19 protein-coding genes are annotated in these 21,154 nt (G+C 63.7%); 8 read left to right on the plus strand and 11 right to left on the minus strand.

Annotation, left to right across the window (positions count from 1 at the left end):
• The 7 genes from ACWGXF_RS04710 to ACWGXF_RS04740 form a co-directional block, all read right to left on the minus strand.
• The coding region (locus tag ACWGXF_RS04710) for an aldehyde dehydrogenase family protein (protein WP_452101713.1) at positions 1–239 on the minus strand (239 nt) is incomplete at its 3' end.
• A gap of 150 nt (positions 240–389) precedes the next feature.
• The gene (locus tag ACWGXF_RS04715; RefSeq protein WP_012836725.1) at positions 390–1,727 is read right to left on the minus strand and encodes an enolase C-terminal domain-like protein; all 1,338 of its coding nucleotides are present in this window, start codon (positions 1,725–1,727) and stop codon (positions 390–392) included.
• A gap of 37 nt (positions 1,728–1,764) precedes the next feature.
• Positions 1,765–2,730, minus strand: coding sequence for a 2-hydroxyacid dehydrogenase (locus tag ACWGXF_RS04720; protein ID WP_039049435.1), 966 nt, complete (start codon positions 2,728–2,730; stop codon positions 1,765–1,767).
• 107 nt (positions 2,731–2,837) lie between these two features.
• Positions 2,838–3,797 (minus strand): Bug family tripartite tricarboxylate transporter substrate binding protein, encoded by a 960-nt coding sequence (locus ACWGXF_RS04725; protein WP_003070430.1) that lies wholly within the window; start codon positions 3,795–3,797, stop codon positions 2,838–2,840.
• Between the two features lie 56 nt (positions 3,798–3,853).
• Positions 3,854–4,765, minus strand: coding sequence for a 5-dehydro-4-deoxyglucarate dehydratase (gene kdgD, locus ACWGXF_RS04730; RefSeq protein ID WP_012836723.1), 912 nt, complete (start codon positions 4,763–4,765; stop codon positions 3,854–3,856).
• 42 nt (positions 4,766–4,807) lie between these two features.
• Complete coding sequence (locus ACWGXF_RS04735) at positions 4,808–5,785, minus strand: Bug family tripartite tricarboxylate transporter substrate binding protein (protein ID WP_003070432.1); 978 nt, start codon at positions 5,783–5,785, stop codon at positions 4,808–4,810.
• A 303-nt stretch (positions 5,786–6,088) separates the two neighbouring features.
• On the minus strand, positions 6,089–6,886 hold the full coding sequence (locus tag ACWGXF_RS04740; RefSeq protein ID WP_041743873.1) for a FadR/GntR family transcriptional regulator: 798 nt from the start codon (positions 6,884–6,886) through the stop codon (positions 6,089–6,091).
• Positions 6,887–6,987: 101 nt separating this feature from the next.
• Here ACWGXF_RS04740 and ACWGXF_RS04745 point away from each other — a divergent pair, with 101 nt between their 5' ends.
• The 3 genes from ACWGXF_RS04745 (at position 6,988) to garD (ending at position 11,081) form a co-directional block, all read left to right on the plus strand.
• On the plus strand, positions 6,988–8,283 hold the full coding sequence (locus ACWGXF_RS04745; RefSeq protein WP_256629582.1) for a glucarate dehydratase family protein: 1,296 nt from the start codon (positions 6,988–6,990) through the stop codon (positions 8,281–8,283).
• A gap of 50 nt (positions 8,284–8,333) precedes the next feature.
• Entirely contained in the window at positions 8,334–9,332 is a 999-nt protein-coding gene (locus ACWGXF_RS04750; protein ID WP_012836720.1) for a Bug family tripartite tricarboxylate transporter substrate binding protein, read from the plus strand.
• A 183-nt stretch (positions 9,333–9,515) separates the two neighbouring features.
• On the plus strand, positions 9,516–11,081 hold the full coding sequence (gene garD / locus ACWGXF_RS04755) for a galactarate dehydratase (protein ID WP_054073312.1): 1,566 nt from the start codon (positions 9,516–9,518) through the stop codon (positions 11,079–11,081).
• A 128-nt stretch (positions 11,082–11,209) separates the two neighbouring features.
• Here the strand turns inward: garD and ACWGXF_RS04760 are convergent, their stop codons facing one another.
• Positions 11,210–12,748 carry an acetyl-CoA hydrolase/transferase family protein gene (locus tag ACWGXF_RS04760; protein ID WP_087866041.1) on the minus strand — a complete coding sequence of 513 codons (1,539 nt, stop codon included), beginning with the start codon at positions 12,746–12,748 and terminating at the stop codon, positions 11,210–11,212.
• 365 nt (positions 12,749–13,113) lie between these two features.
• Here ACWGXF_RS04760 and ACWGXF_RS04765 point away from each other — a divergent pair, with 365 nt between their 5' ends.
• Positions 13,114–14,094: a YihY/virulence factor BrkB family protein gene (locus tag ACWGXF_RS04765; RefSeq protein WP_202788065.1), complete on the plus strand. Its 981-nt coding sequence runs from the start codon at positions 13,114–13,116 to the stop codon at positions 14,092–14,094.
• A 105-nt stretch (positions 14,095–14,199) separates the two neighbouring features.
• On the opposite strand, the gene ACWGXF_RS04770 is transcribed toward ACWGXF_RS04765, so the two are convergent.
• Positions 14,200–14,973, minus strand: coding sequence for a ferredoxin--NADP reductase (locus ACWGXF_RS04770; protein WP_003059561.1), 774 nt, complete (start codon positions 14,971–14,973; stop codon positions 14,200–14,202).
• A 398-nt stretch (positions 14,974–15,371) separates the two neighbouring features.
• Here ACWGXF_RS04770 and ACWGXF_RS04775 point away from each other — a divergent pair, with 398 nt between their 5' ends.
• From ACWGXF_RS04775 to ACWGXF_RS04790, 4 genes are all read left to right on the plus strand, one after another.
• A complete protein-coding gene (locus ACWGXF_RS04775; protein WP_054073318.1) occupies positions 15,372–16,574 on the plus strand; it encodes an ABC transporter substrate-binding protein in 1,203 nt (400 codons plus the stop codon).
• Positions 16,575–16,668: 94 nt separating this feature from the next.
• Positions 16,669–18,594 (plus strand): ABC transporter permease, encoded by a 1,926-nt coding sequence (locus tag ACWGXF_RS04780; protein ID WP_452101714.1) that lies wholly within the window; start codon positions 16,669–16,671, stop codon positions 18,592–18,594.
• The gene (locus ACWGXF_RS04785) at positions 18,591–19,352 is read left to right on the plus strand and encodes an ABC transporter ATP-binding protein (protein ID WP_202788062.1); all 762 of its coding nucleotides are present in this window, start codon (positions 18,591–18,593) and stop codon (positions 19,350–19,352) included. Before ACWGXF_RS04780 ends, ACWGXF_RS04785 begins: the two co-directional genes overlap by 4 nt.
• A complete protein-coding gene (locus tag ACWGXF_RS04790; RefSeq protein ID WP_012836713.1) occupies positions 19,349–20,119 on the plus strand; it encodes an ABC transporter ATP-binding protein in 771 nt (256 codons plus the stop codon). The genes ACWGXF_RS04785 and ACWGXF_RS04790 overlap by 4 nt, the downstream gene beginning before the upstream one ends.
• Positions 20,120–20,128: 9 nt before the next feature.
• On the opposite strand, the gene ACWGXF_RS04795 is transcribed toward ACWGXF_RS04790, so the two are convergent.
• Both ACWGXF_RS04795 and ACWGXF_RS04800 read right to left on the minus strand, forming a co-directional pair.
• Entirely contained in the window at positions 20,129–20,686 is a 558-nt protein-coding gene (locus tag ACWGXF_RS04795) for a YiiX/YebB-like N1pC/P60 family cysteine hydrolase (RefSeq protein WP_452101715.1), read from the minus strand.
• Between the two features lie 29 nt (positions 20,687–20,715).
• On the minus strand, positions 20,716–21,144 hold the full coding sequence (locus tag ACWGXF_RS04800; RefSeq protein ID WP_087866137.1) for a DUF4878 domain-containing protein: 429 nt from the start codon (positions 21,142–21,144) through the stop codon (positions 20,716–20,718).
• Between the last annotated feature and the right edge of the window lie 10 nt (positions 21,145–21,154).

The raw sequence follows: 21,154 nt of genomic DNA on the forward strand, positions 1-21,154 counted from the left end.
GCCTTGCGCGCCAGGATCTCCGTGCCTATCTTGTCCAGGGCGTCGGAGCGCGCCTGTATGCCCGAGGTGGACCAGGCCGGGAAGGCTGCAGCAGCGGCAGACACGGCGGCTTGCACATCGGATGCTCCGCCCTGGGCGTACGCGCCGATCACATCGGACAGATCGCTGGGATTGGTGTTGGGGCAATAACTGTCAGCAGCCGTCCACTGGCCGTTGATGAGGTTGTCGTAGCGGGACATGGAGTTCTCCGTAAGAAAAAGAGGAACGCGAAGCAAGCGTCGTGCAAATCAGGGCGCGGCCCAGGCCAGAGACTCCGAGCAAGGGCCGCCCCGCAGCGATGGCGTCGTACCCCTGGGGGGGAAGGCGCGCAGCGCCTCAGGGGGGAGGCATTACCTCACCATGCAAGGCCGTTTGTTGTCGAACTTCCAGCCGGGGATCAGGTGCTGCATGGCAATGGCGTCGTCACGCGCGCCCAGGCCGTGCTCCAGATACAGGGCATTGGCGCGCTTGAGCGCCTCGCGGTCCACGGTCACCCCCAGGCCGGGGGTCTTGGGCACCTCCACAAAACCGCCCTTGATCTGCAGGGGTTGCTGCGTGAGGTACTGGCCGTCCTGCCAGATCCAGTGTGTATCGATGGCCGTGACCTTGCCGGGCACCGCGGCGGCCACATGGGTGAACATGGCCAGCGAGATGTCGAAATGGTTGTTGGAGTGCGAGCCCCAGGTCAGGCCCCAGTCGCGGCAAGTCTGGCCCACGCGCACCGAGCCGGCCATGGTCCAGAAATGGGGGTCGGCCAGCGGGATGTCCACGGACTGCAGCGACAGGGCGTGCACCATCTGGCGCCAGTCGGTGGCGACCATGTTGGTGGCCGTGGGCAGGCCGGTAGCGCGGCGAAATTCAGCCATGACCTCGCGGCCCGAGAAACCGCCTTCGGCGCCGCAGGGGTCTTCGGCATAGGCCAGCACGCCGCGCATGTCGCGCATCAGGCGGATGGCGTCCTTGAGCAGCCAGCCGCCGTTGGGGTCCAGGGTGACGCGTGCCTCGGGGAAACGCTTGGCCAGCGCGGTCACGGCTTCCACTTCCTGCTCGCCGGCCAGCACGCCGCCCTTGAGCTTGAAGTCGTTGAAGCCGTAGCGCGCGTAGGCGGCTTCGGCCTGGCGCACGATGGTCTCGGGCGTCATGGCCGTCATGTGGCGCACCTGGGTCCAGTCGTCCGTGCCCAGCTTGTCTTCGCCGGGCTTGACGTAGTCCAGGCCGGTCTTGTCGCTGGGGCCCACAAAGAACAGGTAGCCCAGCATTTCCACGCGATCGCGCTGCTGGCCTTCGCCCAGCAGTGCGGCCACGGGCACGCCCAGGTGCTGGCCCAGCAGGTCCAGCAGGGCGGATTCGATGGCGGTGACCGCGTGCACGCCGATGCGCAGGTCAAAGGTCTGCAAGCCGCGGCCGCCGGTGTCGCGGCCTTCCAGGGATTTCTGCAGCTCTTGCAGCAGCTGCAGGTGCTGGCCGATGGAGCGGCCGATCAGCACCTGCCTGCCGTCCTCCAGGGCCTGGCGAATACCTTCCCCGCCCGGCACCTCGCCCACCCCGGTACGGCCCGCGCTGTCGTGCACCAGCACGATGTTGCGCGTGAAGTAGGGCGCATGCGCGCCGCTGAGGTTCATGAGCATGCCGTCGCGGCCGGCGACGGGAATGACTTCGATGGCGGTGATGGTCGGGGTAGTGGACATGGGAAGACTCTTCAACAGACTCGGAGGGAAAGGGACATCACTGCGCGGCGGACCAGGGCACCTCGGCCGCTGGGCGGCCCGTGGCGATGAACTGCTGCAGATTCAGCAGAACCAGGTCGGCCATGGCGCGGCGGGTTTCATGGGTGCCGCTGGCGATATGGGGTGCCAGCACCACGTTGTCCAGGGCCAGCAGGGCCGGCAGGGGGCGGGGCTCGTCCTCGAATACGTCGAGGCCCGCACCGGCGATGCGCTTGTTCTCCAGGGCATCGGCCAGGGCGACCTCGTCGACCACGCTGCCGCGGGCCACGTTGACCAGGAAGCCCTGCGGGCCCAGCGCGGCCAGCACTTCGGCATTCACCAGGTGGCGCGTGCCTTCACCGCCGGCGGCGGTGATGACCAGGATGTCGGCCCAGCGCGCCAGCTCCAGCAGCGAGGGCAGGTACTGGTGGGACGAGCCTTCGACGGAGCGGCGGTTGTGGTAGGCCACTTCCATGTCGAAGCCCGAGGCGCGGCGCGCCACGGTGCTGCCGATGCGGCCCATGCCGAAGATGCCCAGGCGCTTGCCGCTGGCGCGGGTGCGGATGCCAAAGCGGCCCCGGCTCCAGTCGCCGCGGCGCACGAAACGGTCGGATTCGCTGAGGCCGCGTGTAGCGTCCAGCAGCAGGGCAAAGGCCAGGTCGGCCACACAGTCGTCGAGCACGCCGGGCGTGTAGCCCACACGCGCGCCGCGGCGCAGCAGGGCATCCTTGTCCAGGGCATCGAAGCCCACGCCGAAGCTGCTCACGAACTTGAGCTTTGGCAGAGCGTCGACCACACGGGCGGGCAGGCCCATGGCGGCCGAGGTGACCAGGTATTCGAACTGCGCTCCATGCTCGGCCAGGAAACGGTCGGGATCGGCTTCCTGAGAAAGGATATGCACGTCATAGGCCTGAGCCAGTTCGGCGTCGAGTTGGGCCAGTGGCATCTGGCCGTATTGAAGAACGCGTGGTCGGATGGTCGCCATGCCTTGAAATCCTTGGAACTTGCGGGGACTGAAAGCCCCGGTGAAAAGGGCCTGCGTGGTGGCTGGCCTGCGGGAAACGGCCTGGGGGCCGTCCCGTTGTTTCTAGCTCAATCTGCGGTGATCTTGCGGGTATGGATCAGTTGCTTCCAGCGCTCGTTCTCCTGTGCCTGAAAGCGCGTGAATTCTTCGGGCGTGTTGCCCACGATTTCCAGCCCTTGTTCCACAAAGCGCTTGCGGATGTCGGGCTGCTGAACGGCTGCGATCGCGGCCTTGGACAATCTGGCCTTCACATCGACCGGCAGGCCCTTGGGAGCGGCCATGCCTTGCCACGAATAGACCTCGGCCCCCTTGACGCCGGACTCGGCCAGTGTGGGCACATCGGGCAGCACGGGCGAACGCTGGGTTCCGGTCACGGCAATGGCGCGCAGCTTGCCGCTACGCAGATGGGACAGCACGGCGTTGACGTTCTGGAACGAGAAATCCACTTGGCCACCCAGCAGATCGGTGATGGCCGGTGCTCCGCCCTTGTAAGGCACATGCACGGCTTCTGTACCCGTTTGCTGCCAGAACAGCTCGGCCGACAAATGGTCCGAGGAGCCATTGCCGGAGCTGGCAAAACTGATCTTGCCGGGATTGGCTTTGAGCGCGGCGATCACCTCGCTCACGCTGCGGGCCTTTTGCGTCGGGCTGGCGACAAGCACATTGGGCGCCTGCACGGGAATGGTGATGTAGTCGAAATCCTTGCCGGCGTCATAGGGCACGTTCTTGACCATATGAGGGGTCACCACGAAAGGGCCCAGCGAAGCCACCAGCAGGGTGTAGCCATCGGCCGCGGCGCGCTTGACGGCTCCCGCACCGATGGTGCCCGTGGCTCCAGGACGGTTTTCCACGACAAAGGGCTTGCCCAGTTGCTCGCCCATGCTCAGGGCCAGGGCACGCGCCACGGTGTCGGTGGAGCCACCGGCCGGGAAGGGCACGATGATGTTGACGGGTTTGTCGGGAAAGCTGCTGGCCGCCTGGGCGGCCAGGGCCAGGGTGGCACCCAGCGTGATCAGTATTTTTTTCATGCCTTGTCTCCTGAAGACGCAGGGCCCGGTTCTTGGCCTGGCCCCTGCATCGGGTCTTATTGCGGGCCGAGCTTGTCGATCAGGACCTTGAGTTCTTCCATCTCGGCAGGCTTGAGGTCGGTCAGGGGAGCGCGCACGGGACCGGCATCGTGGCCGACCAGCTTGGCGCCGGCCTTGATGATGCTCACGCCATAGCCTTCGACACGGTTGCGGATCTTCAGGTAGGGCATGAAGAATTCCTTGAGCAGCTTGTGCTGTGTGGCCTGGTCATCGCTGCGCACGGCCTCGTAGAACTGCATCGCCGTCCTGGGGATGAAATTGAAGACGGCAGAGGAGTAGACGGGCGTACCCAGAGCCTTGTAGGCGGCCGCATAGACCTCGGCCGTGGGCAGTCCGCCCAGATAGGCGAAGCGATCACCCATCTTCATGAAGATGGAGGACATGGTCTCGATATTGCCCAGGCCGTCCTTGAAGCCCACCAGGTTGGGGCAGCGCTCGGCCAGGATGGCCAGGGATTCGGGCGTGAAACGCGAACGGTCGCGGTTGTAGACGATGACGCCGAACTTCACGCTCTTGCAGACCTGCTCCACATGGGCGATCAGGCCTTCCTGGCCGGCTTCGGTCAGGTAATGAGGCATCAGCAGAATGCCGTGGGCGCCCAGTCGTTCGGCCTCCTGGGCATGGGCGATGGCGTTGCGGGTGGGGCCGCCGGCGCCGGCGATGATGGGCACCTTGCCGCGGCAGGTATCCACGGCGGTCTTGATGATCTGGCCGTATTCCTCGCCATACAGCGAGAAGTATTCGCCCGTGCCACCGGCTGCGAACAGGGCACTGGCGCCGTAGGGAGCCAGCCATTCAAGGCGCGCGGCATAGCCCTTGGCATTGAAGTTGCCCTGGGCATCGAAGTCCGTCACGGGGAAGGACAGCAGGCCGGAACTCATCACGTCTTTGAGGTCTTGGGGTGTCATGGTAATCCTTGAAAAGAGGAGAGCAAAAAAAGATCTGGCAGCTCAGTCCAGCTGCAGTTGGGCGGCTTGCACCACGGCGCGCCAGCGCGCGCGCTCGGCGTTGAAGAATTTGTCGGTTTCCGCGGGCGTCATCGTGACGACCTCGGCACCCTGGCCGGTCAGTCGGGAGCGGACCTCGGTGGAGCGGATGGCAGCGAGCAGCACCTGGTTCACACGCTGCACCACGGCTTCAGGCGTCTTGGCGGGCAGCACCACGCCCTGCCAGGTGCCCGAGGCAAAACCCTGTGCGCCCTGCTCCGCCAGCGTCGGCACATCGGCGATCAGCGGCATGCGGGTGTTCTTGGAAATGCCCAGCAGCTTGAGCTTTCCGCTTTGCACATGCGGATAGGTGGCCAGCATGCCGTTCATCAGCACCTGGGTCTGGCCTGCCACCGTGTCCTGGACCGACTGCACACCGCCCTTGTAGGGCACGTACACCCATTTGGCGCCAGTGATGCGGGCCAGCTCCACGCCAGCGAGATGGGGGGCACTGCCCGATGCGGTGACGGCAAAGTTCAGGTCCTGCTTCTTGGACAGCTCCACCAGCTCCTTGAGATTGCTGGCCTGGACGGAGGGATGCACCACCAGCATATGGGGCGAATAGGCCAGCATGGCTGCACCGCGCAGCGCCTTGGAAGGATCGAAGCTGAGCTTGGTATAGATGGAGGGAGAGATGGCCAGCGCGCCGAGATCGCAGAGCAGCCAGGTATAGCCGTCGGCCGGTGCACGGGCGACGAACTCAGCGCCCAGATTGCCATTGGCGCCGGGCTTGTTGTCGATCACCACGGTCTGCTTGAGCTCCTGGGAGATCAGTTGCCCGATGGAGCGCGCAATGATGTCGGAGCTGCCGCCGGGCGGATAGGGAACGACCAGACGGATGGGCTTGCTGGGCCAGGCATCGGCAGCCAGCAATGTGGACGACAGCAAACCGCCGGCCGCCAGGGCCAGCAGAGAGCGCAGAAAGTGCGTGCGTCGGACCATGGTGAAATGTCTCCTTGTTGTGGTCAGTCATCATACAACTAGGTTTTTTTGAACACCAAGAGATTTCTTCTAAGGGTAAGCACGGATCGCTGCCGTCTACCAGGCTTTGGTCTTCGTCATTTTCATCCAAGAAATATGCGTCAAACTCAATCCTCAATATCGCTTGAAGCTATAAATTTGGAAGCATTTCCAAGTGCTCGGCGCAGCGGCACACTGCGGTCGCCGCATGCCGCGGGCGGTCCGCCGCGCTTTGCTGCCGAGTGTCTCTTCCATCTGGCGCCCGCCCAGGCCAGGGTTTCGGAATCAGGACTCTGCGCTCAGGCTCAGACGCTGGGCCAGGCGCAAACGCTCCCGCGAATTGGTCAGATGGATGCGCATGGCGGCACGGGCCGAATCGGCATCCTGGCGCACGATGGCGGCATAGATCTCCTCGTGCTCGCGGTTCACCCGGCGCAGATAGTCGGGATCGCGTGCCGGCGTATGCATGGAGGCGATGCGATTGCGCGGAATCAGCAGCGTTCCGAAATGCTGCAGGATGTCCTGGAAATACCGGTTGCCTGTGGCCTGCGCGATGCTCAGGTGAAAGGCCAGATCATGCTCGACGGTGTCGTGCCCCAGGGCGAAATGATGCTCGAACTCCTGCAGAGCCTCGCTCATGACCTTCAGATGGACTTCGCTGCGGCGCTGGGCAGCCAGACCGGCAGCCTCGGTCTCCAGACTGATGCGCAGCTCCAGCACGGCCAGCACATCGACGGACTCGCTGAGCTCGCGCGCGCTGAGCATGGGGCTTGCGCTCTGACGCGCGGGCAGCACAAACGTGCCTATGCCATGGCGGGTCTCGACCAGCCCCGCCGCCTGCAATTTGGACAAGGCTTCGCGCACCACGGTGCGGCTGACGTCATAGCTGCGCACGAGTTCGGACTCGGTGGGCAGCTTGTCCCCCTCATGCAGCAGGCCCTGGCGGATCTTGTGCTCGAACTCCTCGGACAACAGATTCGCCAGACTGCGGCTGCCCTTGCTGGTTTTGCTGCGCAGCGCGTACCCCTCCGTCAGCGGCAAAGACGGGCTTGATTGGGGTAATTCCGATGTCTGAGTACTCATGAGCCTGATGATAATGGCTTTCAGTTGTACGACAACATACCACAAAGACTCCCTATTTCAACTTCGGCCCGCAGCTCCTGCGCCGCATCAGTCATCTCAAGATGAGCACTTCTCACCAGATCCGCCACATCCGCATCACGCCGATTGCCTTCCGTGATCCGCCGCTGCTCAACGCCGCCGGCATTCACGAGCCCTGGGCACTGCGCTCCATCATCGAGATCGAGACCGCTTCCGGTCTGGTCGGCATCAACGAGAGCTATGGCGACCAACCCATGCTGGATGCCCTGGCCAATGCCGCACCGGCCCTGGTCGGGCTCTCGCCCTGGGCCCTCAATGAAATGGAGGCCCGTGTCGCCGCCCTGGTCACTCCGCCCAGGCTCACGGCCTCGGAATTTCTGGGTCAGCAGGTCTCGCTGGCCCCTGGCACCCATGTCTCCAAGACCGTGGCCAAGGTGGTCAGCGCCTTCGAGGTCGCCATGCTGGACCTGCAGGGCCAGATGGCCCGGGCCCCCATCGTCGACCTGCTGGGCGGAGCCGCACGCGACCGCGTGCCCTACTCGGCCTATCTGTTCTACAAATACGCCGAGCATGTGGGCCAGCCCTATGCACCCGACGCCTGGGGCGAAGCCCTGACGCCGGCCCAGCTCGTGACCCAGGCCCGGCGCATGATCGATCAGTACGGCTTCCAGAGCATCAAGCTCAAGGCCGGCACGCTGCCGCCCGAGCAGGAGGCCGCCGGCATCCTGGCGCTGGCCGAGGCTTTCCCCGGCACACCGCTGCGCATCGACCCCAACGGCAACTGGACCGTGGAAACCAGCCTGAAGATCGTGCAGCAGTTGCGCGGCGTGCTTGAGTACTACGAGGATCCGGCCCCGGGCCTGGACGGCATGGCCGCCGTGGCACGCGAGTGCGATGTGCCACTGGCCACGAATATGGTGGTGACGGACTTTGCCGAGTTCCGCCGCAACGCCGACATGGGCTGCCCCGTGAAGATCGTACTCAGCGATCACCATTACTGGGGCGGCCTGCGCGCCACACAGCGCCTGTCCACGTTGTGCCGCACCTTCGACCTGGGCCTGTCCATGCACAGCAACTCCCATCTGGGCGTGAGCCTGGTGGCCATGACGCATCTGTGCGCCAGCGTGCCCCTGCTGACCTATGCCTGCGACACCCACTATCCGTGGCAGGACGAGGAAGTCGTCGAAGGCGGCCGCCTGCAGTTCGAGCAGGGCAGCCTGCGCGTGCCCACCACGCCCGGCCTGGGCGTGAGCCTGGACCGCGAGGCCCTGGCCCGGCTACACGACAACTATCTGCATTGCGGCATCCGCAACCGCGACGACCTGGGGCAGATGCGCAAGTACGACCCCGCGTTCACCGGCCACCAGCCGCGCTTCTGAACCCGCTTCCACGCCATTCCAACGACAAACCCTTCCCGGAGACAAGCACCATGCAACGCCGCACACTCATCCAACATTCCCTCGCCAGCGCCCTGCTGCTGGGCACGGCCCTGGCCGCCATGCCCGCCGCCGCGCAGGGCAACTGGCCCACGGGCAAGCCCATCACCTATCTGGTGCCGTTCCCCCCCGGCGGCAATACCGACACCCTGGCGCGCGTGATTGCGCAGCCGCTGAGCAAGGCCCTGGGCACGCCCGTGGTCATCGAGAACAAGGGCGGCGCCGGCGGCAGCGTGGGCTCGGCCCTGGCGGCACGCGCCCCGGCCGACGGCTACACCATCCTGGGCGGCACCATCAGCTCGCACGCCATCAATGTCAGCCTGTACTCCAAGCTGGACTATGACCCCGTCAAGTCCTTCACGCCCGTCGCCATGCTCGGCTCCGGCCCTCTGGTGCTGGTAGTGCCTGCCTCCAGTCCCTACAAGACTCTGGCCGACGTGCTGGCTGGCAGCAAGGCCAAGGCCTCGTCGGGCGGCCTGACCTCGGCCTCTCCGGGCAACGGCACCTCCAACCACATGGCGCTGGAACTGCTGGCCTATCAGACCGGCGTGAAGTTCACCCATGTTCCCTACAAGGGCAGCGGTCCCGCCGTGCAGGATGTCATGGGCGGACAGGTGGACATGATGTTCGACACTGCTCTGGTCGTCGGCCCGCACATCCAGTCCGGCAAGCTGCGCCCCATCGCCGTGAGCAGCTCCAAACGTCTGGAATCGCTGCCCGATGTACCGACGATTGCCGAGGCCGGCGAGAAGGGTTTCGACATGGGCTCCTGGCAGGCCGTTTTCGCCCCTGCGGGCACGCCCAAGCCCATCGTGGACCGCCTGCATGCCGAAATCCTGAAGATCGTGGCCACCCCGGAAGTCCAGGCCCGCCTCAAGAACTTCGGCATGCTGCCGTCGAATATGAGCACCGTCGAGCTGGCCGATTATCAGAAGGCCGAGGTGAGCAAGTGGGCCAAGGTGATCAAGTCTGCTGGAATAAAGGCTGAATGACCCCCTGAGGCGCTTCGCGCCTTCCCCGTTGCACGGCGCCCCTTCTCGCTTCGCGGAGGGGGACGACGCCTTCGGCTGGGCGCCCCGCCGCGAGGCGGCTCTTGCTCGGCGCCCCTTGATGGACCATGCCGGTTGCGTGGACCGCGCCAGGCGAGCAGCGAAATAGAAAATTGAGACATTGCCATGAGTACCCCCGCCCCACTTTCCATCACCATGCACCCGGCCGACAATGTGGCCATCGTCGCCAACGACGGCGGCCTGCCCGCAGGCACGGTGCTGCCCTCCGGCCTGGTGCTGGCCGACCAGGTGCCACAGGCGCACAAGGTGGCGCTGGTGGACATTCCCGAGGGCGGCGAGGTGCGCCGCTACAACGTGATCATCGGCTATGCGCTCAAACCCATTGCCGCCGGCAGCTGGGTGCACGAGCGCTTGCTGCAGATGCCCGAGGCACGCTCGCTTGAGGGCCTGCCCATCGCCACCGTCAAGCCGCCCGTGCTGGAGCCGCTGACTGGCTATAGCTTCGAGGGCTACCGCAATGCGGACGGCACGGTGGGCACGCGCAACATCCTGGCCATCACCACCACGGTGCAGTGCGTGGCCGGGGTGCTCGACTTTGCGGTGCGCCGCATCAAGTCCGAGCTGCTGCCCCGATACCCCCATGTTGATGACGTGGTGGGCCTGGAGCACAGCTATGGCTGTGGGGTAGCCATCGATGCCGTGGGAGCCGAGATACCGCAGCGCACGCTGCGCAATATCAGCCGCAACCCGAACTTCGGCGGCGAGGTCATGGTGGTCAGCCTGGGCTGCGAAAAGCTGCAGCCCGAGCGCCTGCTGCCGCCGGGCAGCTTTCCCATCGTCGACGAGCGCGAACCAGCACTCGATGTGGTCTGTCTGCAGGACGAGGCCCATGTGGGCTTTATGTCCATGATCGACTCCATCATGCGCCAGGCCGAGCAGCATCTGCGCCGCCTCGACGCCCGCCGCCGCGAGACCGTGCCCGCCAGTGCCCTGGTGGTGGGCGTGCAATGCGGTGGCAGCGACGCCTTCAGCGGCGTCACGGCCAACCCCGCCGTGGGCTTTTGCACCGACCTGCTGGTGCGCGCGGGCGCCACCGTGATGTTCAGCGAGGTGACCGAGGTGCGCGACGGCATCGACCAGCTCACCTCGCGCGCCGCAAGCCCCGAGGTGGCCGAAGCCATGATCGAGGAAATGGCCTGGTACGACGCCTATCTCGACAAGGGCCGCGTGGACCGCAGCGCCAACACCACGCCGGGCAATAAAAAAGGCGGATTGTCGAACATCGTCGAGAAGGCCATGGGCTCCATCATCAAGAGCGGCACGGCCCCCATCACCGGCGTGCTGTCGCCGGGCCAGCGGCTGGCCGATCGCGACATCAGCCAGGGCCTGGTCTATGCGGCCACGCCAGCCAGCGACTTCATCTGCGGCACGCTGCAGCTGGCGGCGGGAATGAACCTGCATGTCTTCACCACGGGCCGCGGCACGCCTTACGGTCTGGCACAGGTGCCGGTGATCAAGGTGGCCACGCGCAGCGACCTGGCGCGACGCTGGCACGATCTGATGGATATCAACGCCGGACGCATTGCCGACGGCGAGGCCACGATCGAAGACATAGGCTGGGAAATGTTCAGGCTGATGCTCGATGTCGCCAGCGGTCGCAAAAAGACCTGGGCCGAACATTGGCAGTTGCACAACGCGCTGGTGCTGTTCAACCCGGCCCCGGTGACCTGAAGCCGTACGGCGCCCTCACCTCTGAAACGCTTGCCAATCCAGAGTGCTTTGCGAAGCTGCTGCCTGAGCTGCAGACAGAATCGCCGGAAACGCTGCCATGGCAGCGTTTCCGGTTTGCGCATGCGCCCTTAGGCCTGCATGGAGCCCGTCTTCAGATAGCGCTGATGCCAGTCATAAGCCTGGTCGAGCAAATGTGGCGTGTGCTTGCCCGGTGCGTCGCGCAGCGCGCGCTCCAGATACTCGCTCATCGCCGCCTTGTAGTCGGGGTGCACGCATTTCTCGATGATCAGACGCGCGCGCTGCACCGGAGCCAGGCCGCGCAGATCGGCCAGGCCCTGCTCGGTCACGATGACCTGCACGTCGTGCTCGGTGTGATCGACATGGGAGACCATGGGCACGATGCAGCTGATCTTGCCGTCCTTGGCCGTGGATGGCGTCATGAAGATGGACAGATAGGCGTTGCGTGCAAAGTCGCCGCTGCCGCCAATGCCGTTCATGATGGACGAGCCCATGACATGCGTGCTGTTGACGTTGCCGTACATATCGGCCTCGATCAGCGCGTTCATCGAAATCAAACCCATGCGGCGGATCAGCTCCGGGTGGTTCGATATCTCCTGCGGGCGCAGCATGATGCGCTGGCGGTAATAGTCGATATTGGCCAGAAAGCGCTCCATGGCCGCCGGGCTCAGCGCCAGCGAGGTGGTCGATGCGGTATCTAGCTTGCCCGACTCCAGCATGTCCAGCATGCCGTCCTGCAGAACCTCGGTATAGGCGTTCAGGTGGTCGAACGGGCCCTTGTTCAGCCCCGCCAGCACGGCGTTGGCGATATTGCCAACGCCCGACTGCAGAGGCAGCAACTCTGGCGGCAAACGGCCCGCCTTCACCTCGTGCTGCAAAAAGTCGATGATGTTCTCGGCAATGCGCATGGAGCCTTCATCGGGTGCCGTGAATGCCGCCAGCCTGTCGCGCTGGGCAGTGGGCACCACGGCAATCACCTTGCTCGGATCGCAATGCAGATAGGGTTCGCCGATGCGGTCGAACGGATGCTCCATGGGTATGGGCTTGCGCTTTGGCGGCACGGCCGCGCCGTAGTAGATATCGTGCATGCCTTCGAGCTCGGCGGGCTGGGCGCTGTTCACCTCGAGAATGATCTTGTCGGCCTGCTCCAGCCAGGTCTTGTTGTTGCCCACCGAGGTCGACGGAATCAGGCGACCGTCGGGCAGGATGCCCGCCACTTCGATCACCGCCACGTCAAGATGACCGAGGAAGCCGAACCACACATGCTGCGCCACATGGGACAGATGGATGTCCACATACTGCATGCGGCCCTCGTTGATCTCCTTGCGCACTGTTGGGTCCGACTGATAGGGCAGACGGCGTTCGATGCCATGTACCTTGGCCAGTGCGCCATCGAGTTCGGGCGAGGTCGAAGCTCCCGTCCACAGACTGATGCGGAAGTTTCCGCCGTTGGCGTTGCGCTCTTCAATGCGGCGTGCCAGTGCCTGAGGCACAGCCTTGGGTGCACCTGCGGGTGTGAAACCGCTCATGCCCAGTGTCATGCCGGATTGAATCAGGCCGGCGGCCTGGTCCGCCGTCATGATGCGCTCGCGCAAGACAGGGCAAAGCACGCGATCTGCAGGAGAAGCGGTGGAAAAGGAAGTCTGCATGTAATGTGTCTCGTCTTGCCAGCCTTCTTGAAGAGGGATGGTATTTTTTTGTAGTTCAATGGTTGCACTTTGACTGGTGCAAACCCGGATTGAACTACGACACACAGAGAGTCGCCAAGCGTAGTTGACTAGAGAAAACCCCGATGTGCTTTCTTTAAAGAAGCCGACGAAGTTGGATTCATAACTCAAAAAAGTGAGCATTCATCGCTCAACGGATAAAGGATGAAAACTTGAAACTGCTGAAATCGACCACCATGGCAGAGTTGCCAGAATGCAGGCGGAAATTACAAAATATTTGCCTGTACTCACTGCCAGCAGACATAGGCTGACAAAACCACCATGGTTCAGCAACCAGAATTCGACACATGGCTTTTGATACCTCCGGCTGGCAGCACAAGCTGCGACGCCTCGCCCACCCCCTGCAACCGCTGATCGACTCCGTACAGCTCTGGCTGCAGGCCGACGGTCTGCGCATGAGTGCCGCCATGTCGTTTTACGGCATGCTGAGCCTGGCGCCGCTGTTGCTGGCCGTCGTAGGGCTGCTCGGCTGGTGGCTGGATCGCAGCTATGTGGAAAGCACCTTGATCAGCCAGATACAGAGCGTGGTCGGGGAGCGCGCGGCACAGGTCGTCAAGAGCGCTCTGGCCAGCGCCCAGAACGCCAATCAGGGATCGCTCGCGTCCGTGCTCGGTCTGGTGATGATGCTCTCGGGCGCCACCGGTGTATTTGTGGAGCTGCAGGCTTCGCTGGACAAGCTCTGGTCCATGGGCGAAGAGTCTCGCCCGCAGGAAAACAAGCCCTGGTGGAGCATGGCCATCTCACGTCTGTGGGGATTGAGCTATGTCGTGGGCCTGGGCTTTTTGCTGCTGGTGTCCATGGTGCTTTCGACCGCCATCCAGATGATCACCAAATGGGCCAATGACGAGTTGCAGCTTGTGCCGCTGGGCCCGCTGATGGGACTGATCAACGAGGGCCTGTCCTTCGGCATTGCGGTGCTGCTGTTCTGGGGCCTGATGCGCATGGGTACCGGCATCAAACCCGTCACCAGATACCTGCTGCTGGGCTCGCTGACGGGAGCAGCCCTGTTCACCATCGGCAAACAGGCCCTGGCCTGGTATCTGTCCACCGCCGCCGTGGTATCGGCCTATGGCGCAGCCGGCTCGCTGGTGGTCGTGCTGATGTGGTTTTATTTCACCTCGGCCATCCTGCTGTTCTCGGCCGCCACGGCCAAGGCCTGCAGCAAATCCAAGGTCCAGCTGGGCGTCCCGTTTGTCTCACGCAAGCCGTCCAGCGCCACACCCATGGATGTGCAGCGTCTTCCCGAAAATGCAGGGGAGAACATATGAAGCCGCCGAGATCGACTGCCATACCTGGGCTTGCAACCATCTGCGTCATGTCGACAATGTAAAAAGGCCTGCTGATGCAGGCCTTTTGCTCGGGGCGAGGTGGAATCACTTTTCCACAAACGCACGCTCAATGACGAAGTCGCCGGGCGTGGTGGTGTTGCCTTCCTTGAAGCCGCGCTTTTCCAGCAGCTCCTTGAGTTCGGACAGCATGGCGGGGCTGCCGCACAGCATGACGCGATCGGTCTCGGGATTCAGATCGGGCAGACCCAGGTTTTGCGGGAAGGTGCCGTTGTTGATCTGGGCGGAGATACGGCCCTGGTTGCGGAATGGCTCGCGTGTCACCGTGGGGTAGTAGTGCAGCTTGCCCTTGACGATATCGCCAAGGAATTCATGCTCGGGCAATTCCTTCTCGAACAGCTCCTGATAGGCCAGCTCCTGCACCTGACGCACGCCATGCACCACGACCACGTTGTCGAAACGCTCATAGGTCTCGGGGTCGCGCGCCACAGCCAGCCAGGGAGCCAGGCCGGTGCCCGTGCCGATCAGATACAGATTCTTGCCGGGCAGCAGATAGTCGATCAGCAGCGTGCCCGTGGGCTTCTTGCCCACGATGATGGTGTCACCCACCTGGATGTTCTGCAGCTTGGAAGTCAGAGGGCCTTCGGGTACCTTGATGGACAGGAACTCCAGATGCTCTTCGTAATTGGGGCTGGCGATGGAGTAGGCGCGCAGCAGATTCTTGCCATCCACCTTCAGGCCGATCATGGTGAAGTGGCCGTTGGAAAAGCGCAGCGATGTGTCGCGGGTGGTGGTGAAGGAGAAAAGACGGTCGGTCCAGTGGTGGACGGACAGCACGCGTTCTTCAAGAAAAGCACTCATGATTCGTCTGAAATAAAAACTCGAAGCAGAAAACCTGCGCGGCAAATGCTGGGCGGTGGCGGGGCACTGCAGGTCAGGGCTGCTAGCGCGTTGGCTGCCGGTTGCCAAGCGGGACAAGACCTATATTGTCCGGCAATTGCACAGAAACGGGTGAATCACACATGAATGTCTTGAGATCGAATAGTGATAAGCAGAATGAAGCTGTCCGATACCGCGGTATCGACGAAAAACTGCCCCGCCGTTCTTGACTCAGGGAAAACGCTGCTCTAGGATCATTCCCCACGCGCTTTGAACAAGCGCTTTATTTGTCTATATAAATGCTCAGATTGAGCATTAGTGATTGCGGCGACCCTGTGTCTCAGGCCATGGTCGCCCACCTAGCACCAAGGAGAATGACAATGCAGCTGCGCTGGTCCCTGCCCCTGCTGACACTGGCCGCCCTGCCCGCCTGGGCACAGGGCGTGATCAAGATTGGCGAAATCAACAGCTACAAGGCTCAACCCGCGTTTCTGGAGCCCTACAAGAAGGGAATGGAACTGGCGGTTGAACAGGTCAATGCCGCAGGCGGCATTGCCGGCAAGAAGCTGCAGCTCATCGTGCGTGACGACAATGCCACGCCGGGCGATGCCGTGCGTGCCGCAGAAGAGCTCTACACGCGCGAAAAGATCGATGTGCTCACGGGCAGTTTTCTCTCGCATGTGGGCCTGGCACTGACCGATTACGCCAAGCAGAAAAAGCGCTTCTTCCTCGCCTCCGAGCCGCTGACCGACAAGATCGTCTGGGCTGACGGCAATCACTACACCTACCGTCTGCGCGGCTCCACCTATATGCAGACCGCCATGCTGGTGGAGGAAGCGCTCAAGCTCAAGAAGAAGCGCTGGGCCATCGTCTACCCCAACTACGAATACGGCCAATCCGCGGTTGCCACCTTCAAGACGCTGATGAAGGCCAAGCAGCCCGATATCGAGTTTGTGGCCGAGCAGGCACCTGCGCTGGGCAAGATCGACGCCGGCTCCGTCGTGCAGGCGCTTGCTGACGCCAAGCCCGATGCCATCTTCAACGTGCTGTTCGCCACCGACCTGGGCAAATTCGTGCGCGAAGGCAATACACGCGGCCTGTTCAAGGGCCGTGAAGTCGTGGGCCTGCTGACGGCAGAACCCGAATACCTGGATCCGCTCAAGAAGGAAGCGCCTGTCGGCTGGACCGTGACCGGCTACCCCTGGTATTCCATCAACACCCCCGAGCACGCTGCCTTCCTCAAGGCCTATCAGGCCAAGTTCAAGGACTACCCACGTCTGGGCACCATCGTGGGCTACAACGCCATCCAGTCGATTGCTGCGGGCCTGCGCAAGACCAAGGGCGACCCCGACACCGAGAAACTGATTGCGGCCTTCAAGGGCCTGGAAGTCGCCACGCCTTTCGGCCCCATCACCTACCGGGCACAGGACAACCAGTCCACCATGGGCGCCTATATCGGCAAAACCGCCTATGACGAAAAGCTGGGGCGCGGCGTGCTGGTCAACTACCACTATGCCGACGGCAAGAACTACCAGCCCACGGACGAGGAAGTGAAGAAGCTGCGCCCCACTACAGCGAACTGATTTCGCATCGGCGAAAATACCAGGCCACCTGCACTGCAGCAGGTGGCTTTTTCATCTCTGAACACACTATGTCGAGCTTCAGGAGCTACGCAGCATGAGTGCATCCGGCCTGCTGGCCCAGCTGCTCAACGGACTGGCCAGCGCATCGTCGCTGTTTCTGGTTTCGGTCGGGCTGTCGCTGATCTTCGGTGTCACCCGCACCATCAACTTCGCCCATGGCTCGTTCTATATGCTGGGTGCCTTCATCGCCTACAGCAGCGTGGACCTGCTCTCGCCCCATATCGGCTTCTGGCCCGCGCTGCTGCTGGCTCCGCTGGCCTGCGGCGCACTCGGGGCGCTGACCGAGACACTGCTTCTGCGTCGCATCTACAAGGCGCCAGAGCTGTTTCAGCTGCTGGCCACGTTTGCGCTGGTACTGGTCATCAAGGATGCTGCGCTGTGGCTGTGGGGCCCCGAGGAACTGTTCGGCCCGCGTGCCACAGGGCTTGAAGGCTCGGTGGAGATTCTGGGCCGCCAGTTCCCCACTTACGATCTTTTCTTGATAGCTGTCGGCCCTTGCGTCCTCCTGGGCCTGACGCTTTTGTTGACCAGGACCCGCTTTGGCACCCTGGTGCGTGCCGCCACGCAGGACCGCGAAATGGTGGGTGCCCTGGGCGTCAACCAGGCCTGGCTGTTCACCGCCGTCTTCGCACTGGGTACGCTGCTGGCAGGCCTGGGCGGAGCGCTGCAGTTGCCGCGCGAGCCCGCGAGCCTCGAGATGGACATGCTCACCATTGGCGCCGCGTTTGTGGTGGTCGTGGTCGGCGGCATGGGCAGCATACCGGGCGCCTTCATTGCCGCGTTGCTGGTGGCAGAGCTCAAAGCCGTCTGCATCTGGCTGGGCGTGCAGGAGATCGCGGGCTTCGAGCTGTCGTTCTCCAAGCTCACGCTGGTGGTGGAGTTCCTGGTCATGGCCGTGGTGCTGATCTGGCGGCCCTGGGGCCTGCTGGGCAAGCCACAGGCGCTGGCTCGCAACGCGGGCGAGCCTGAACAACCTCTGCGCCGCTCGGGGCGTGGTGCAACGGCCGCCTGGCTGGGTCTGCTGAGCGCGCTGGTGCTGCTGCCGCTGACGACGGGTGTCGCCGAAGGCGGCAGCTATGCCACCGTGCTGCTGGCCGATATCTTTGTCGCCGCGCTGTTTGCGAGCAGTCTGCACTTCATACTCGGGCCTGGCGGCATGCACTCCTTCGGTCACGCGGCCTACTTTGGCCTGGGTGCCTACGGTGCGGCACTGCTGGTGCGTACGCTGGATCTGCCCATGGAAGCGGCGCTGCTGCTCGGCCCCCTGGCCGCCGCTGCGGGCGCCCTGCTCTATGGCTGGTTCTGCGTGCGGCTGTCGGGCGTCTATCTGACCATGCTGACGCTGGCGTTTGCGCAGATCAGCTGGGCCATCGTCTTTCAGTGGGATGACTTCACGGGCGGCAGCAACGGCCTGACCGGCGTCTGGCCCCCCGAATGGGTATCGCAGGGCTCGACGTTCTACTGGCTGGCTCTGGGCATCTGCGCGCTTGGCATCTATCTGCTGCGCCGCCTGCTGTTTTCGCCGCTGGGCTATGCGCTGCGCGCATCGCGCGACTCGGCTCTGCGGGCCGATGCGATCGGCATCGACGTGCGCCGCATTCAGTGGACGGCATTCGTGATCGCCGGGCTGTTTGCCGGTCTGGCCGGAGCGCTGTTTGCCTTCAGCAAGGGCGGCGTTGCGCCCGACGCCATGTCTGTCACCAAGTCGGTGGATGCACTGGTCATGGTGCTGCTGGGCGGCGTGCAGACACTGGCCGGCCCCGTGGTGGGCGCGGCCGCCTTTACCTGGCTGCACGACACCGTGGCACGCAACACCGAATACTGGCGCGCGCTGATGGGGGCGACCATGCTGATTCTGGTGCTGCTGGCACCGCAGGGCATTGCAGGCTATACACAACTGCTGTGGTCGCGCACATGTGGCAAGGTATGCGGCAAGGACAAAGCAGGAGCCAGGACATGAGCCTGCTGCAAGTACAGAACCTCAGCAAGGCCTTTGGCGGCGTGAAGGCCGTGCAGCAGGTCTCATTCAGCCTGCAGGCAGGCGAGCTGCTGGCCCTGATCGGCCCCAACGGCGCCGGCAAGAGCACCACCTTCAATATGGTCGGCGGCCAGCTGCCGCCCGACAGCGGCCAGGTGCTGCTTAACGGCCGTTCCATCACCGGCCTGCCGCCGCGCGCCATCTGGCGCAAGGGCGTGGGACGCACCTTCCAGATTGCACAGACTTTTGCTTCGCTCAGCGTGGTGGAAAACGTGCAGATGGCTTTGCTGTCGGCCGATCGCAGGATCTTCAGCTGGTGGCCGCGTGCCGCCAGCCACCGGCGTGCGGACGCCCTGACCCTGCTGGAACAGGTGGGCATGGCGGCTCAGGCCGATCGCCCCTGCAGCGCTCTGGCCTATGGCGATGTGAAGCGGGTGGAGCTGGCCATGGCGCTGGCCCATGATCCGCTGCTGCTGCTCATGGACGAACCCACGGCCGGCATGGCCCCGGGCGAGCGTGTCGCGCTGATGCAGCTGACGCGCCAGCTGGCGCAGCAGCGCCGCATGGGCGTGCTGTTTACCGAACACAGCATGGACGTGGTCTTCGGTCAGGCCGACCGTGTGGCCGTGCTGGTGCGCGGCCAGCTGCTGGCCGAAGGTAGGCCGCAAGCCATTCGCGACGACGCGCGCGTACAACAGGCCTACCTCGGTACCGGCCTCGTTCTTGAAAAACAGCAATGAATCAAATGCATAGCAACCAGCGCTTGATGGATAAGGGCAAGAGCCCCAAATTGCTTGAAGTTCAGAACCTCGATGCCTGGTATGGCGCGGCCCATATCCTGCATCAGGTATCTCTGGCCGTGGGGCGGGGCGAAGTCGTGGCGCTGATGGGTCGCAATGGCGCTGGCAAGTCCACCACGCTCAAGAGCATTGCCGCCCTGGTGCCGCACCGCGAGGGCAGTATCCGCTTCATGGGAGAGGCGATAGAGAAAAAAGCCTCGCACCAGATCGCGCAGCGCGGCCTGGGCTATGTGCCCGAGGATCGCCGCATCTTCACCGAGCTGACGGTGCTGGAGAACCTCGAGGTCGGCAAGCAAAAGCCTCGCCAATGGCCCGATGGCTCCGCCATGCCGCACTGGACGCCCGAAAAGCTTTTTGCGCTGTTCCCCAACCTGGGCGAGATGCCTGACCGCCTTGGCGGGCGCATGAGCGGTGGCGAGCAGCAGATGCTGAGCGTGGCCCGCACGCTGATGGGCCAGCCCTGTCTGGTACTGCTGGACGAGCCCTCCGAGGGGGTTGCTCCGCTGATCGTCGAGCAGATGGCGCGCACGATTCTGGAGCTGAAGGCACAGGGCATAGGCATCTTGCTCAGCGAGCAGAACCTGCCGTTTGCCGAAGTCGTGGCCGACCGGGCCTATGTGCTGGAAAAAGGCCAGATCGTGCACGCGGCCAGCATGGCCGAGCTGGCGAGCGACAAGGCGGCACGCCAGCAATATCTGGGCGTCTGAAACCCTGGTCTAGCGTAACGACAGCAAGGGCGTCAGCGGGCGCAAACGGGATGAGCGCAGCAGCTTGCCGGGCAGCAGATAGCTCCCCCCGAAAATCGGCAGTTCCACTTCGGTGAAAGCCACCTCTAGATCCACGCCGCTTTGCAGCCAGGCCTGCCAGACCAGCGTGGTGCAATAGACGCCCTGGCCCGAACCCTGCAGCTGAAACGGCTTGCCCTGCTGTGCCATGGCCCAGGCCACGGCCCGCTCACGCGCACCGGGGTCTGCCGTGACCTGATACAGGCGAAAGGCCTGAGCGCGCTGAACGCCCAGGAAAAAGTCCAGCGAATCCAGCACCACGGCATCGGGCTGGCCCTCGCGTTCGGACGGCGTGGCATGCAACACCAGCCACTGACCGGGCCGGCCCACCAGCATGCCCACATGGCTGAAGTCACCGCGGTCCACCGCTTGTACCAGGCGACTGACGTTCTCCGTACCTCGGCGGAAGATCAGATCGCCCGGCGCCGCCTGCGGCGGCAGCTGCGGCGTTGCGAGAGCCAGGCCAGCACAGCAGGCCGAGACCGCCATCACAGCGGCTATTGCCAGCCGCCGAAAAATCACAGCTGCACTTTCCAGACGCCCTGTTCCTGGAACAGATTGATGCGCTCGCGGCGGGTGCTGCCATCGCGATAGTGAACCTGAACCCTGAGCTTGGTGACCTGCTCTTCCTGGGACACAACTCGCTCCAGCACCTCGACCTTGAGCAAACCGCCGCGGGAGTTGATCAGCTTCTGACCGCTGGTCAGTATCCGGCGCAGCTTGCTCTCGAAACCTGCCAGCTCTTGCTTGGAAATATGGCGTGCCGAAATCAAACGCATGCAAGCGTCGAAATCGCCTTCGGCAATCAGTTGGTAAAAGTGCTGGACCAGTTCATCCTGACTTTGTTCAGGGGTGGTCGTGGCACAGGCCGACAGACCCAGAGCCAGAGACAGCGAGAAGGGGAGAAGCAGACATCGGCGGCGGGAAAGGGAGACAGAAGCAGACACGGACCGGGTA

The organism is Comamonas sp. HJ-2, assembly GCF_053615495.1.

What these genes read in the sequence shown, in the direction of transcription:
- ACWGXF_RS04785 (WP_202788062.1), top strand. Translation starts at nt 18,591, where the DNA reads ATGAGCCTGCTGCAAGTACAGAACCTCAGCAAGGCCTTTGGCGGCGTG.
- ACWGXF_RS04720 (WP_039049435.1), bottom strand. Translation starts at nt 2,730, where the DNA reads ATGGCGACCATCCGACCACGCGTTCTTCAATACGGCCAGATGCCACTG.
- ACWGXF_RS04780 (WP_452101714.1), top strand. Translation starts at nt 16,669, where the DNA reads ATGAGTGCATCCGGCCTGCTGGCCCAGCTGCTCAACGGACTGGCCAGC.
- ACWGXF_RS04735 (WP_003070432.1), bottom strand. Translation starts at nt 5,785, where the DNA reads ATGGTCCGACGCACGCACTTTCTGCGCTCTCTGCTGGCCCTGGCGGCC.
- ACWGXF_RS04750 (WP_012836720.1), top strand. Translation starts at nt 8,334, where the DNA reads ATGCAACGCCGCACACTCATCCAACATTCCCTCGCCAGCGCCCTGCTG.
- ACWGXF_RS04725 (WP_003070430.1), bottom strand. Translation starts at nt 3,797, where the DNA reads ATGAAAAAAATACTGATCACGCTGGGTGCCACCCTGGCCCTGGCCGCC.
- ACWGXF_RS04795 (WP_452101715.1), bottom strand. Translation starts at nt 20,686, where the DNA reads ATGGCGGTCTCGGCCTGCTGTGCTGGCCTGGCTCTCGCAACGCCGCAG.
- garD (WP_054073312.1), top strand. Translation starts at nt 9,516, where the DNA reads ATGAGTACCCCCGCCCCACTTTCCATCACCATGCACCCGGCCGACAAT.
- ACWGXF_RS04745 (WP_256629582.1), top strand. Translation starts at nt 6,988, where the DNA reads ATGAGCACTTCTCACCAGATCCGCCACATCCGCATCACGCCGATTGCC.
- ACWGXF_RS04770 (WP_003059561.1), bottom strand. Translation starts at nt 14,973, where the DNA reads ATGAGTGCTTTTCTTGAAGAACGCGTGCTGTCCGTCCACCACTGGACC.
- kdgD (WP_012836723.1), bottom strand. Translation starts at nt 4,765, where the DNA reads ATGACACCCCAAGACCTCAAAGACGTGATGAGTTCCGGCCTGCTGTCC.
- ACWGXF_RS04775 (WP_054073318.1), top strand. Translation starts at nt 15,372, where the DNA reads ATGCAGCTGCGCTGGTCCCTGCCCCTGCTGACACTGGCCGCCCTGCCC.
- ACWGXF_RS04790 (WP_012836713.1), top strand. Translation starts at nt 19,349, where the DNA reads ATGAATCAAATGCATAGCAACCAGCGCTTGATGGATAAGGGCAAGAGC.
- ACWGXF_RS04765 (WP_202788065.1), top strand. Translation starts at nt 13,114, where the DNA reads ATGGCTTTTGATACCTCCGGCTGGCAGCACAAGCTGCGACGCCTCGCC.
- ACWGXF_RS04715 (WP_012836725.1), bottom strand. Translation starts at nt 1,727, where the DNA reads ATGTCCACTACCCCGACCATCACCGCCATCGAAGTCATTCCCGTCGCC.
- ACWGXF_RS04740 (WP_041743873.1), bottom strand. Translation starts at nt 6,886, where the DNA reads ATGAGTACTCAGACATCGGAATTACCCCAATCAAGCCCGTCTTTGCCG.
- ACWGXF_RS04760 (WP_087866041.1), bottom strand. Translation starts at nt 12,748, where the DNA reads ATGCAGACTTCCTTTTCCACCGCTTCTCCTGCAGATCGCGTGCTTTGC.